Raw genomic sequence first — 12,624 nt, 5'->3', positions numbered from 1 at the left:
CTCAGGGCTTAGTGATTGCAGTCCGGGCCGTGAACATGATCATCCTCGTCGGCGATCGCCGGCTCCATCTCCAGCTGCAGGCTGACCAGGTTGGTGGCCTGGGGGCGCAGCAGCAGGTTGGCGTACTCGCTGTCGCCCTCCTCCACGTCGACGCCGATCAGCAACTGGTCGCCAACGGCCTGGACCCACAGCTCCTTGCCCTGCCAGACCACGGCAAAGCGGCTGCAGGAGGTTTCCAGTTGGGTGCCGTCGTTATCTTCGAGAATCAGTTGCAGGGCGTCGCTCATAAAATCTCCGAGGTTGGGGCGAGGTTCAGGTCATCTGGAAAGGATAGACCGAGCCCAGTTTAAGGATCTGCGTCAGTTCATCCAATGCCGTGCGGCATTCGATCAGCAATTGCGGATCGGCCAGGTCGGCTTCGCTGAGGCGGTCGCGGTAGTGCTTGTCGACCCAGGCCACCAGGATGTCGTGCAGCTCGGGACTCATCACCACGCCCGGATTGACCGCGGCCAGCTCCTGCTCCTTGAGCGCCACGCGCAGGCGCAGGCAGGCCGGGCCGCCGCCGTTCTGCATGCTCTGCTTGAGGTCGAACACCTTGACCTCGCGGATCGGCCCGTTGCTGGCGGTCAGCTGCTCCAGGTAGCGCCAGACGCTGGCGTTGTTGCGGCACTCCTCCGGCACCACCAGCAGCATCGAGCCGTCTTCGCGGGTCAGCAGCTGGCTGTTGAACAGGTAGGACTTGACCGCATCCTCCACGCTCACGGTGCCGGCCGGCACGCACACCGCCTGGAAATTGCCGCCGCGGCGGGCGAGCTTGTCGCTCAACGCGGCAAGTACCTTGTCGGTCTCGAGGAAGGCGTGCTGGTGATAGAACAGCACCTCGCCGTTGCCCACCGCAATCACGTCGTTGTGGAACACGCCCTGGTCGATCACCTCCGGATTCTGCTGGGCGAACACCACCCCGGCCTTGCCCAGGCCATGCAGGCGGGCCACCGCCTGCGAGGCTTCCAGGGTCTGCCGCGCCGGGTAGCGCTGCGGGGCCGGATAGCGGCTATCGAAGGCGCTGCGGCCGTAGACGAAGAACTCCACGCCCGGCTCGCCGTAGCCCTTGCAGAAGCGCGTGTGGTTGGCCGCGCCCTCGTCGCCGAACTGGCTGACCGCCGGCAGCGCCGGGTGATGGGCGAAGTGTTTCTCGCTGGCGAACATCGCCTGCAGCACGCGGCTGGTGGTGGGGTGCTCGATGCTGCGGTGGAACTTGCAGTTGAGGTTGGCGGCGGTGAAGTGCACGCGACCGTCGGCGGTGTCGGCGCTGGGGCTGACGGTGCAGGCGTTGGCCGTCCACATGCTGGAGGCCGAGCAGCTTGCAACCAGCAGCGGCATGGCGCCCTTGGCGGCCTTGGCGATCACCTGCGCATCGCTGCCGGTAAAGCCCAGGCTGCGCAGCACGGCGACGTCCGGACGCTCCTGCGGGGCCAGCACGCCCTGCTTGAAGCCCATCTCCATCAGCGCCTTCATCTTCGCCAGGCCCTGCTTGGCGGCGTCCTTCGGGCTGGAGACCGCCTGGCTGTTGTTCTGCGACGCGACGTTGCCGTAGGACAGCCCGCCGTAGTTATGGGTCGGCCCCACCAGGCCGTCGAAGTTCATCTCATAGGCAGTCATTACAGAGTCACTCCCGGAGTCAGGGTGGTGGGCAGGGCCAGGGTGTCGCTTTCCAGCGAGGCCACCGGGTAGGCGCAGTAGTCTGCGGCGTAGTAGGCGCTGGCGCGGTGGTTGCCAGAGGCACCGACACCGCCGAAGGGCGCAGTGCTGGCGGCGCCGGTCAGTTGCTTGTTCCAGTTGACGATGCCGGCGCGGCTGTGCAGCCAGAACTGTTCGTAGCGCGCCTTGGAGTCCGACAGCAAGCCGGCGGCCAGACCGTAGACGGTGGCGTTGGCCTCGGCGATGGCGGCGTCGAAGTCGGCGTAACGAATCACCTGCAGCAGCGGGCCGAAGAACTCCTCGTCCGGGCGCTCGGCCACCGCGGTGACGTCGAGGATGCCCGGGGTCAGCAGCGCGGCGCCGGCCTGCGGCTGGGTCATGGCCAGCAGCGCGGTGGCGCCCTTGGCCAGCAGATCGGCCTGAGCCTGCAGCAACTGCGCGGCGGCCTGCAGGGAGATCACCGAGCCCATGAAGGGCGCCGGCTGTGCGTCGAAACGACCGACCTTGAGCCCGGCCGCGACCTGCGCCAGGCGCGCCAGCAACGCATCGCCCCACTGCCCTTGCGGCACCAGCAGGCGGCGCGCGCAGGTGCAGCGCTGCCCGGCGCTGATAAAGGCCGACTGGACGATGGTGTAGACCGCCGCATCGATATCGGCCACCTGGTCGACGATCAGCGGGTTGTTGCCGCCCATCTCCAGCGCCAGGATCTTGTCCGGGCGGCCGGCGAACTGGGCGTGCAGCAGGTTGCCGGTGCGGCTGGAGCCGGTGAAGAACAGGCCGTCGATGCCGGGATGGCCGGCCAGCGCCACACCGGTCTCGCGGCCGCCCTGCAGCAGGTTGAGCACGCCGGCCGGCAGGCCGGCTTCGGCCCAGCACTTGACGGTCAGCTCGGCGACCTTGGGGGTCAGCTCGCTGGGTTTGAACAGCACGCAGTTGCCGGCCAGCAGCGCGGGGACTATATGGCCGTTGGGCAGGTGGCCGGGGAAGTTGTAGGGGCCGAACACCGCCACCACGCCATGCGGCTTGTGCCGCAGCACGGCGGTGGCGTCGGCCAGTGGCCCGCTCTTCTCGCCGGTGCGCTCACGGTAGCTCTGAATGGAGATGGCGACCTTGTTGACCATGCTGGTCACCTCGGTGGCGGCCTCCCACAGCGGCTTGCCGGTTTCCTCGCCGATGGCGCGCGCCAGCTCGTCGGCATGGGTCTTCAGGCAAGCGGCGAAGCGCTCCAGCACGGCGATACGGCCATCCAGCGAATGCGCGGCCCACAGCGAGAAGGCGGCGCGCGCGGCCTGCACGGCCTGGTCGACCTGCGCCGCGCTGGCGCCGCGGCCCTGCCAGATCACCGCCTGGCTGACCGGGTCGAGCGACTGCAGCGGCTCGCCCTCGCCCGCGTACCAGTGGCCTGCGATGTAATGAGTGCTCATCTTGTTCTATCACTCCCAGCGTTCATCGGCAGGCGCGGGGCCTGCGCAGAAAGAAATCGTCTCGCAGGCTGTTGAAAAACTACCTGCGTTGCCATTGCTGCGTTAAAAACAGGCTCGGAATGCTCATTTACAGCTCGTAAAGTCGCCCGCGACTCCGACCGTTCCTCGCCTGTTTTTGCAGGGCCGCCATCGGTATTGCACTGGCTGCCTCGCCTACGTTTTTCAACGGCCTGCTAGCCGCGCGCCGACAGCGGCACCGCACGTACCTGGTCGCCCGCCGACAGCTGCAGGCGCTTGGCGGTCTGCGGGTCGACCACCAGGGTGCCGGCGGCCAGTCGCGCCGGGGCGGCGGTGATGCGGCAGTCCTCGCGCTTGCGGTTGTGCATCAGAAACGGCGCGGCGTCGTCGCCCGGGGTGCCGATCGCCAGCACCAGGTTCTGGCTGTCACGCACGGCGCGGATCTTCGCGGTTTCCGCCTCGATGGCCGGGCCGGCGTCGAAGATGTCGACATAGCCCTGGTAGCTGAAACCCTCGGCCTTGAGCATGGCCAGCGCCGGCTCGGTGTCGGGGTGGACGCGCCCGATCACCGCGCGCGCATCCTCGGAGAGGAAGCAGGTATAGAGCGGGAACTTGGGCATCAGCTCGGCGATGAAGGCCTTGTTGCCGACCCCGGTGAGGTAGTCCGCCTGGCTGAACTCCATCTTGAAGAAGTGCCGCCCCAGGCTCTCCCAGAACGGCGAACGACCCTCGGCGTCGGACATGCCGCGCATCTCGGCGATCACCTTGTCGCCGAACAGTTCGCGGAACTCAGCGATGAACAAGAAGCGCGCCTTCGACAGCAGGCGGCCGTTGAGGCCGGTGCGGTGCTCGGCATGCAGGAACAGCGAGCACAGCTCGGAGTTGCCGGTCAGGTCGTTGGCCAGAAACAGCGTCGGCACCTGACGGTGGATGTGCAGCTCCTGCGAGGCGCTGACGGTCAGGCCGACCCGGTAGTTGTACCAGGGCTCGCGCAGGCCGACGGCGCCGGCCACGGCGGAGATGCCGACGACGCGACCTGCGTCGTCCTCGAGCACGAACAGGTAGTCGGCGTCGGCGCGCTCGGCCTGGCCGCGGAAGGTCTTCTCGGCCCAGCCGACCCGGTGCGCCAGGCGCTCCTCGTTGGCCGGCAGGGTGGTCAGGCCGGCGCCGGTACTGCGTGCCAGGTCGATCAGCGCCGGCAAATCGGCGCTGCGCACGGGACGAACGATCATGGATCCTCCGGATCAGCTAAGAGCTTCAAGCGGCAAGCTACAAGTTAGAAGACAGGCTGGCTTGCCGCTCGTGGCTTGCAGCTTGCCGCTTCGGTTTAAACCGCCACCAGCCGGACGCTGGCGCCTTCGCCGACGCCCAGGGCCTCGGCGGCCTCCAGGCTGAGGCATACGGGCTTGCCCGGCACCCAGTCGAGGTCGGCGACTATGGCGCGGAAATCCTGCAACTGGCCGTTGCTCACCAGGTACTGGCGCCCGCCCTTCTCGGCCTCGCCGAGCTTCACCGGCACCAGGCGGCTCTGGGCGATGCTGCGGATGCCCGAGGTGCGCGCATGCAGGGTCGGCCCGCCGTCGAAGATGTCGATGTAGTGGTCGGTCTCGAAGCCTTCGCGCATCAGGATGTCGAAGGTGATCTGCGCCCGCGGGTGCACCTGGCCCATGGCCTCCTGCGCCTCGTCCGGCAGCAGCGGCACGTAGATGGGGTAATGCGGCATCAGCTCGGCGAGGAAGGTGCGGCTCTTCAGCCCGCACAGGCGCTCGGCCTCGGTATAGTTCATGTCGAAGAAGTTGCGCCCCACCGCATCCCAGAACGGCGAGTCGCCGTGCTCGTCGCTGTGGCCGACGATCTCCACCACCACCGCATCGGCGAAGCGCTCGGGGTGGCCGGCCATGAACAGCAGGCGGCCGCGCGAGTTGAGCTCGGCGAACACGCTGCTGACCAGCGGCCGCTCGACGTAGAAGCTGGTGAGCAGGCTGTTGCCGGTCAGATCGTGACACAGCGACAGCACGTGAATCTTGTTGTGGATCTTCAGCTCGCGCGAGTTGTGCACGAAGGTCTCGTTGCGAAAGCTGTAGAAGGGTTCGGAGTAGCCGGCCGAGGCGACGATCGCGGAGCAGCCGACCAGGCGTCCGCTGGCGCTGTCCTCGAGGACGAAGAAGTAGCTTTCCTCGCCGTTGAAGCTGACTTCGGCGGCGAACGACGCCTCCGAGGCGGCGATCTTGTCGCGCAGCCGCTCGGCATCGTCCGGCAGCGAAGTGACACCCACCGGGCTATCCGCGGCGAGCCGCTGCACATCCGCCAGGTCCGCCATTTGCGCAGGGCGCATTACCAGCATGGGGTCACTCCTTTTCAAGAAAAGCCCCGGATGCCACGCACGGGCAGCCGGAGAACGCCGAGGTCATCAACCCCGGCACACACAGGATCGTCATCCGTGAGGGAAGCCCGGCGCCTACCTGCGCCGGGCACTCGCTCAGGCGTTGGCCAGCTTGTTCAGGGCGCGCTCGAAGCGGGCCAGGCCCTCGTCGATGTCGGCGTCTTCCACCACCAGGCTGGGGGCGAAGCGCACCACGTCGGGGCCTGCCTGCAGCACCATCAAACCTTCGCCGGCGGCGGCATCGAGAATCGTCTTGGCCTTGCCCTTCCAGGCGTCGCTGAGCACGCAGCCGAGCAGCAGGCCCAGGCCACGCACCTGGGTGAACATGCCGAAGCGCTCACCGAGCTCGCTGAGCTTGGCGGCGAAGCGCTGGTGCTTGGCCTTGACCCCAGCCAGCACCTCAGGGGTATTGATCACGTCGACCACCGCCTCGGCCACCGCACAGGCCAGCGGGTTGCCGCCGTAGGTGGTGCCGTGGGTGCCGACCGTCAGGTGCTTGGCCAGCTCGCTGGTGGTGAGCATGGCGCCGATGGGGAAGCCGCCGCCCAGGCTCTTGGCGCTGGAGAGGATGTCCGGGGTGACGCCGTAGTGCATGTAGGCGAACAGCTCGCCGCTGCGGCCCATGCCGCTCTGCACTTCGTCGAACACCAGCAGCGCGTTGTGCGCGTCGCACAGGGCGCGGGCGCCCTCCAGGTAGGCCTGGTCGGCCGGCAGCACGCCGCCCTCGCCCTGAATCGGCTCCAGCACCACCGCGCAGGTCTTGTCGGAAATGGCCGCCTTCAGCGCCTCCAGATCGTTGTACGGGACATGGGTGATGCCCTGGATCTTCGGCCCGAAGCCGTCGGAGTACTTGGGCTGGCCGCCGACGCTGACGGTGAACAGGGTACGACCGTGGAAGCTGTTGGTGGCGGCGATGATCTCGTGCTTGTCCGCGCCGAAACGGTCGTGGGCCACGCGCCGGGCCAGCTTGAACGCGGCCTCGTTGGCCTCGGCGCCGGAGTTGCAGAAGAACACGCGCTCGGCGAAGGTGGCCTCGACCAGCTTCTTGGCCAGGCGCAGCGCCGGCTCGTTGGTGAACACGTTGGACACATGCCAGAGGGTGTTGGCCTGCTCGGTCAGCGCGCCGACCAGGGCCGGGTGGCAGTGGCCGAGCACGTTGACGGCGATGCCGCCGGCGAAGTCGATCAGCTCTCGACCGCTCTGATCCCAGACTCGCGAGCCCTGGCCGCGCACGGGTACGAAGGCTGCGGGAGCATAGTTGGGAACCATGAACTGGTCGAAATCGGTGCGTTGCACCGCATCGTGCTGAACGGACATCGAAACTCTCCTGATAAGGAAAACCGGCCTGCAGCAAGCCACGCGGGCGGCCCATTGCGGCGGGGAATGCAAGGATTGTAGGGACTGATTCGGGGCCGGCATTGCCGCCATGCGACAACTTCTTATAGCGCCAACCCAGGTTTTCCGGGGGCTTTCGTCAAAGCGACAGAAAGCGTCGGAAAGGCGCAGTTTAAACGCAGTTCGCCGCCAGGGCGCACGGCGACGGAAAAAATCTCCGCAGGCTGACCGGTCGGTATCGACCGAGCCAGCTGCACAGGGCGAACAGGCTGCGTCGTCCGGATGCGCCCCGGGAAACCGGCGCCAATACCCCCACGAGCCGACGCTTCCCTCCCCCGCCCCTCTCCCGTAAACGGGCAGGGGTGACCAACCGGGGCAATGGCGCCTGGCGCAGAATCGCCCCGGATTGCATCCGGGCTGCGCGCCGAACTGCCGGGATCGAATGAGTCAGTGGTGCAGAGCGTAGGGGGATCAGGCTTTACCGATCCACCCTGGCGGTCGGCTGCGGCGGATGAAACAAGCGTCATCCACCCTAGGCAGCTATAAGCCGCGGGAGGCCTTCAGCCGCGCTCGACCGGAGTGGAGGTGAGTTCGAAGGGGCTGTTGCTGCGCCGCTGGTTGCGGTCGTCGCGCGGGGTGGCGCCGAAGAAGTTGCGGTAGGCGCTGGAGAAATGCGGCCCGGAGGAAAAGCCGCAGGACAGGCCGATCTGGATGATCGACTTGCTGGTCTGCATCAGTAGCTGGCGCGCCTTGTTCAGGCGCAGCTCCAGGTAGTACTGGCTGGGCACGCGGTTGAGGTACTGCTTGAAGATCCGCTCCAGCTGGCGCCGCGAGACGCACACGTGCTGGGCGATCTCGTCGGTGGTCAGCGGCTCCTCGATATTGGCCTCCATCAGCAGCACCGCCTGGGTCAGCTTGGGGTGGCTGGAGCCGAGGCGGTTCTGCAGCGGGATGCGCTGGCGCTCGCCGCCCTCGCGGATGCGCTCGACCACCAGCTCCTCGCTGACCGCACCGGCCAGCTCGGCGCCATGGTCGCGCGCCAGCACCGCCAGCAGCAGATCGAGCACCGCCAAACCGCCGCAGGCACTGAGGCGGTCGCGGTCCCAGTCGAACAGGTGACTGGTGGCGATGACCTTGGGGAAACGCTCGGCGAAGTCGTCCTGCCAGCGCCAGTGCACCGCCGCGCGGTAGCCGTCGAGCAGGCCGAGCTGGGCCAGCGGATAGACCCCGGCGGACAGCCCGCCGATCACGCAACCGCTGCGCACCTGCTGCTTGAGCGCGGCAGCCAGGCCGGCGGAAACCGTCGCCGGCGGCACGTCGGCGAGCAGGAATAGCTTGTCGCAACCGTCCAGATGACCGGCCCAGGGCTCGCCGGGCAGGCGCCAGTCACCGGCGGCCAGCGGCTCGGCCTGGAGGAACACCAACTCGTACACCACTTCCGGATGCACACGCTGCGCCACGCGCAACGCCTCCTCGGCCAGCGACAGGGTCAGGGCCTTGGTGCCGGGCCAGTAGAGGAAGCCGATTCGATGGGGGGTCATGAGAGCCTGTTCAAAGTCTGCTGCGCGTCGGCCTGCTGCGGTGAGAGCAGGCCCTGGGCGAAGTGTAGCCGCTGGTTACTTGAGACTGCCGGAAAGGAACTGCTGCAGCCGCTCGGACTGCGGATTGACCAGCACTTCGCGTGGGTTGCCACGCTCCTCGACCACGCCCTTGTGCAGGAACACCAGCTGGTTGGACACCTCGCGGGCGAAGCCCATCTCGTGGGTCACCACCACCATGGTGCGCCCCTCCTGAGCCAGGTCCTGCATCACCTTGAGCACTTCGCCGACCAGCTCCGGGTCGAGCGCCGAGGTCGGCTCGTCGAACAGCATCACCTCCGGCTCCATGGCCAGGGCGCGGGCGATGGCCACGCGCTGCTGCTCGCCGCCGCTCATGTGCGCGGGATAGGCGTCCTTGCGATGGGCCACGCCGACCTTGGCCAGGTAGTGCTCGGCCTTGTCGCGGGCCTCGGCCTTGTCCACGCCGAGCACGTGCACCGGCGCCTCCATGACGTTGTCCAGGGCGCTCATGTGCGACCACAGATTGAAGTGCTGGAACACCATCGACAGGCGCGAGCGCATGCGCTGCAACTGCTTGGCGTCGGCGGCCTTGAGCGCCCCCTCCTTGTTCGGCACCAGCTTGAGTTCCTCGCCGTTGAGCAGGATCTTGCCGCCGTGCGGCTGCTCCAGCAGGTTGATGCAGCGCAGGAAGGTACTCTTGCCCGAGCCGCTCGAGCCGATGATGCTGATCACGTCGCCAGCCTTGGCCGCCAGGGAGACGCCCTTGAGCACCTCATGGCTGCCGTAGCGCTTGTGCAGGTCCTGAACTTCGAGTTTGTACATGGTTTCCACTCTCTTGAATCAGCCGCCGAACCGGCGACCCAGGGAAATTGACGACCGCCGTTCAGGCCTTGCGCGGCGCCAGGTAGGCCAGCCAGCGCAACTCGGCGCGCTTGAACAGGCGCACCAGGATGAAGGTCAGCACCAGGTAGAACAGGCCGGCAGTGATAAAGGCCTCGAACGGCATGTAGTACTGCGAGCTGACCGTGCGCGCCGCGCCGGTGATGTCGATCAGGGTGACGATGGACGCCAGCGAGGTGGTGTGCAGCATCATGATCACTTCGTTGCTGTATTGCGGCAGCGCTCGGCGCAGGGCCGAGGGCAGCAGGATGCGCCGGTACAGCTTGGCGCGCGACATGCCCATGGCCTTGGCCGCCTCGATCTCGCCATGCGGCGTGGCCTTGAGGCTGCCGGCGAGGATTTCCGCGGTGTAGGCGCTGGTGTTGATGGCGAAGGCCAGGCAGGCGCAGAAGGTGGCACTGGAGAAATACGGCCACATGAAGCTGTCACGGATGAACTCGAACTGGGCCAGACCGTAGTAGATCAGAAACAGCTGCACCAGCATCGGCGTGCCGCGGATCACGTAGGTGTAGAGCCAGGCCGGAAAATTCACCAGCGGCGACTTGGACACCCGCATCAGCGCCAGCGGCAGCGCCAGGCTGAGGCCCAGGGCCAGGGAGATGAGGAGGATTTTCAGGGTCACCAGCACGCCGTTGAAGTACAGCGGCAGGTTCTCCCAGATCATGTTGTAGTCGAAGATCATGGCACGGCTCCTACAGCTCGGCGGCCTTGGTGCCGACCGAATAGCGTTTCTCGAGGAAACGCAGGGCCAGCAGGGAAACACTGGTCAGCACCAGGTACAGCGCCGCCACCGCCAGGTAGAAGGTGAACGGCTCGCGGGTCGCGTCGGCAGCACTCTTGGCCTTGAACATCATGTCCTGCAGGCCGACCACCGAGATCAGTGCGGTGGCCTTGGTCAGCACCAGCCAGTTGTTGGTGAAGCCGGGAATGGCGAAGCGGATCATCTGCGGCACCAGGATGCGGAAGAACACCTGCACCCCGCTCATGCCGTAGGCCGCGCCGGCCTCGGCCTGGCCTTTAGGGATGGCCATAAAGGCGCCGCGGAAGGTCTCCGACAGGTAGGCACCGAAGATGAAGCCCATGGTGAACACGCCGGCGACGAAGGGATTGATGTCGATGTAGTCGTCGTAGCCGAGCAGCGGCGCGACGCGGTTCACCAGATCCTGGCCGCCGTAGAAGATCAGCAGGATCAGCACCAGGTCGGGAATGCCGCGAATCACCGTGGCGTAGGTCTCGCCGAGCATGGCCAGCCAGCGAATCGGCGACAGGCGAAAGGCCGCACCGAGCAGGCCGAGGAAAATCGCCACCGCCATCGATGTCAGGGCCAGAAGCAGGGTGAGCCAGGCACCGTCGAGAATGGTCGAGCCGTAGCCTTGAAGCATGCGCTAGTACCTCATGCGGGCGCCGCGAACGGCGCCAGGTAGCACAACAGAAACTGCCGGGAGCCAGGCTCCGCGACGGCCCAGAGGGCGGCCGCCAGGGCCGGCGGCCAGAAAGAAGCGGCACAAACCGCGAGTGAAGCCTGTGCCATTTGCCGTGCGTTGCGCTTACTCGCCGTAGACGTCGAAGGCGAAGTACTTGTCCTGCACTTCCTTGTACTTGCCGTTGGCGCGGATGGCCAGGATGGCAGCGCTGATCTTGTCGGCCAGGGCCTTGTCGCCCTTGCGCACGGCAATGCCCTGGCCTTCGCCGAAGTACTTGACGTCGGTGAAATCCGGGCCGACGAAGGCGAAGCCCTTGCCGGCATCGGTCTTGAGGAAGCCGTCGTCGATGTTCACCGAGTCGGCCAGGGTGGCGTCCAGGCGGCCGGACTGCATATCCAGGAAAATCTCGTTCTGCGAGCTGTAGCGCACCACCTCGACGCCGGCCGGGGCGAAGACGTCGGTGGCGTAGCGGTCGTAGACCGAGGAACGCTGCACGCCGACCTTCTTGCCCTTGAGGTCGACCAGCGGGTCCTTCAGCTCGGTGCCGGCCTTCATCGCCAGCTTGGCCGGGGTGGCGTAGTACTTGCCGGTGAAGTCGACGGATTTCTTGCGGTCTTCGGTGATCGACATGGACGACAGCACGGCGTCGAACTTGCGCACCTTGAGCGCCGGGATCAGGCCGTCGAACTCCTGCTCGATCCACTGGCACTTGACCTGCATCTCTTCGCACAGGGCCTGGCCGATATCGTAGTCGAAGCCTGCGATCTGGCCGTCCGGGGTCTTGAAGGCGAAGGGCGGGTACGCCGCCTCGATGCCGATGCGCAGCGGTTTGGCATCATCGGCCATGGCCAGCGGCGACAACAGGGACAGCGCCAGCGCGCCGAGAAGTGCGATCTTCTTCATTTTTTTGCTCCTTCGAATGGGAATGGCATCGATGGCAGTGGGGTTGGCCCTGGCCTTTGAATGAATTGTAGAAAGACTGCTGGTCTTTGCCGCGCAAGCGAGCGGGCAAAGGGCCTTGGTTGGGTGAGCGGCATTCTAGCGACAGGGGCTGAGGCGATATTTCCTCAATGCGACAACTAATTACAGAAGCCCTGGAGGCGCCGGGCAGGCGTATTGACAGGCGCACCTAAACGTGCAGCGCAAAAAGAATCGCAAACGGAATACTGAAGCAATAATCGCGCCTTATCCCATGAAATCCCCGATTCACCGGGCCTGCAGCGCCCAGGCCATGGCGCAGCGGCGCCCCGTGCGGCACCGCAACGGGGCCCGAACGTTCCCTAACACCCCATCCCGACGCGCCCTGTTACCGCAACGCGTAGGGTGCGCCATACGCACCACCCACCTGGCGCCCTCTCAGGGGCCAACCCGCAAACCCAACCGCGCCGCCACCCGTCCCTCGTCGCGACGCTCCATGCCGGCCTCCTCGATGCGCACACCCTGCCCTTCCAGCGCCTGCAGCCAGCGCAGCAACTGCTCGAACGGCGCCGGCTGCAGGCTGACCTGCACCGCGCCCTGGCCCTCGGCATCCAGGCGTTCGATGGCCAGGCCCTGCTCCGCCGCCGAGGCGGTGACCAGCCCCTGCAGGCGCGCCGGGTCGAGGCTGACGCGCGGCTGCAGCTGGCGTCCGCGCAGCTCCGGCGCACGGCTCTGCAGGTAGGCATGCAGGCTGCGCTGCTCCTCGAAGGCGCTGCGCGCCGCCTGGGCGTCGCGCGCCACCGGCTGCCACAGCAGCAGATAGCCCAGCACCAGCGCCAGGAAGGCACCCAGCGCCAGCAACGCCAGACGGTCGCGCGGCCCCAGCGCCTGCCAGCGCTGCGCCAGACTGGAACGCTGCCACTGCAGCTGCAGCCCCTGATTGAACTGACGCCAACTGGCCATGC

General features: G+C 66.7%; 12 protein-coding genes. All 12 read right to left on the bottom strand.

Translation table 11 applies throughout. From position 1 onward, the window contains the following. Positions 1-8: 8 nt before the first annotated feature. The gene (locus AC1G9C_RS08730) at positions 9-287 is read right to left on the bottom strand and encodes a hypothetical protein (RefSeq protein WP_003244469.1); all 279 of its coding nucleotides are present in this window, start codon (positions 285-287) and stop codon (positions 9-11) included. 25 nt (positions 288-312) lie between these two features. Further along, positions 313-1,659 carry an N-succinylarginine dihydrolase gene (gene astB / locus AC1G9C_RS08725; RefSeq protein WP_122107192.1) on the bottom strand — a complete coding sequence of 449 codons (1,347 nt, stop codon included), beginning with the start codon at positions 1,657-1,659 and terminating at the stop codon, positions 313-315. Further along, a complete protein-coding gene (gene astD / locus AC1G9C_RS08720) occupies positions 1,659-3,122 on the bottom strand; it encodes a succinylglutamate-semialdehyde dehydrogenase (protein WP_480409951.1) in 1,464 nt (487 codons plus the stop codon). Before astD ends, astB begins: the two co-directional genes overlap by 1 nt. Positions 3,123-3,355: 233 nt before the next feature. Beyond that, positions 3,356-4,372, bottom strand: coding sequence for an arginine N-succinyltransferase (gene astA / locus AC1G9C_RS08715; RefSeq protein WP_021443538.1), 1,017 nt, complete (start codon positions 4,370-4,372; stop codon positions 3,356-3,358). A gap of 95 nt (positions 4,373-4,467) precedes the next feature. Continuing rightward, entirely contained in the window at positions 4,468-5,484 is a 1,017-nt protein-coding gene (gene aruF, locus AC1G9C_RS08710; RefSeq protein ID WP_021443537.1) for an arginine/ornithine succinyltransferase subunit alpha, read from the bottom strand. Between the two features lie 135 nt (positions 5,485-5,619). Beyond that, positions 5,620-6,840, bottom strand: coding sequence for an aspartate aminotransferase family protein (locus AC1G9C_RS08705; RefSeq protein WP_021443536.1), 1,221 nt, complete (start codon positions 6,838-6,840; stop codon positions 5,620-5,622). Positions 6,841-7,418: 578 nt separating this feature from the next. Next, positions 7,419-8,399: a transcriptional regulator ArgR gene (gene argR / locus AC1G9C_RS08700; RefSeq protein ID WP_021443534.1), complete on the bottom strand. Its 981-nt coding sequence runs from the start codon at positions 8,397-8,399 to the stop codon at positions 7,419-7,421. 75 nt (positions 8,400-8,474) lie between these two features. Beyond that, positions 8,475-9,239: an ABC transporter ATP-binding protein gene (locus AC1G9C_RS08695; protein ID WP_021443533.1), complete on the bottom strand. Its 765-nt coding sequence runs from the start codon at positions 9,237-9,239 to the stop codon at positions 8,475-8,477. Between the two features lie 61 nt (positions 9,240-9,300). Continuing rightward, on the bottom strand, positions 9,301-9,999 hold the full coding sequence (locus AC1G9C_RS08690) for an ABC transporter permease (RefSeq protein ID WP_122107197.1): 699 nt from the start codon (positions 9,997-9,999) through the stop codon (positions 9,301-9,303). 10 nt (positions 10,000-10,009) lie between these two features. Continuing rightward, on the bottom strand, positions 10,010-10,699 hold the full coding sequence (locus AC1G9C_RS08685) for an ABC transporter permease (RefSeq protein WP_021443531.1): 690 nt from the start codon (positions 10,697-10,699) through the stop codon (positions 10,010-10,012). A 165-nt stretch (positions 10,700-10,864) separates the two neighbouring features. After that, entirely contained in the window at positions 10,865-11,644 is a 780-nt protein-coding gene (locus AC1G9C_RS08680) for an ABC transporter substrate-binding protein (protein WP_397497434.1), read from the bottom strand. A gap of 453 nt (positions 11,645-12,097) precedes the next feature. Beyond that, positions 12,098-12,622 (bottom strand): type II secretion system protein M, encoded by a 525-nt coding sequence (locus tag AC1G9C_RS08675; RefSeq protein ID WP_480409950.1) that lies wholly within the window; start codon positions 12,620-12,622, stop codon positions 12,098-12,100. Positions 12,623-12,624: the final 2 nt, after the last annotated feature.

It is taken from the genome of Pseudomonas sp. ABa2 (assembly GCF_056676075.1).
This window is presented reverse-complemented; position numbering and strand designations above follow the sequence as displayed.

Bases quoted from the DNA above. Each gene is read 5' to 3' on its own strand.
- AC1G9C_RS08730 (WP_003244469.1), bottom strand. From the start codon at position 287: ATGAGCGACGCCCTGCAACTGATTCTCGAAGATAACGACGGCACCCAA.
- astB (WP_122107192.1), bottom strand. From the start codon at position 1,659: ATGACTGCCTATGAGATGAACTTCGACGGCCTGGTGGGGCCGACCCAT.
- astD (WP_480409951.1), bottom strand. From the start codon at position 3,122: ATGAGCACTCATTACATCGCAGGCCACTGGTACGCGGGCGAGGGCGAG.
- astA (WP_021443538.1), bottom strand. From the start codon at position 4,372: ATGATCGTTCGTCCCGTGCGCAGCGCCGATTTGCCGGCGCTGATCGAC.
- aruF (WP_021443537.1), bottom strand. From the start codon at position 5,484: ATGCTGGTAATGCGCCCTGCGCAAATGGCGGACCTGGCGGATGTGCAG.
- AC1G9C_RS08705 (WP_021443536.1), bottom strand. From the start codon at position 6,840: ATGTCCGTTCAGCACGATGCGGTGCAACGCACCGATTTCGACCAGTTC.
- argR (WP_021443534.1), bottom strand. From the start codon at position 8,399: ATGACCCCCCATCGAATCGGCTTCCTCTACTGGCCCGGCACCAAGGCC.
- AC1G9C_RS08695 (WP_021443533.1), bottom strand. From the start codon at position 9,239: ATGTACAAACTCGAAGTTCAGGACCTGCACAAGCGCTACGGCAGCCAT.
- AC1G9C_RS08690 (WP_122107197.1), bottom strand. From the start codon at position 9,999: ATGATCTTCGACTACAACATGATCTGGGAGAACCTGCCGCTGTACTTC.
- AC1G9C_RS08685 (WP_021443531.1), bottom strand. From the start codon at position 10,699: ATGCTTCAAGGCTACGGCTCGACCATTCTCGACGGTGCCTGGCTCACC.
- AC1G9C_RS08680 (WP_397497434.1), bottom strand. From the start codon at position 11,644: ATGAAGAAGATCGCACTTCTCGGCGCGCTGGCGCTGTCCCTGTTGTCG.
- AC1G9C_RS08675 (WP_480409950.1), bottom strand. From the start codon at position 12,622: ATGGCCAGTTGGCGTCAGTTCAATCAGGGGCTGCAGCTGCAGTGGCAG.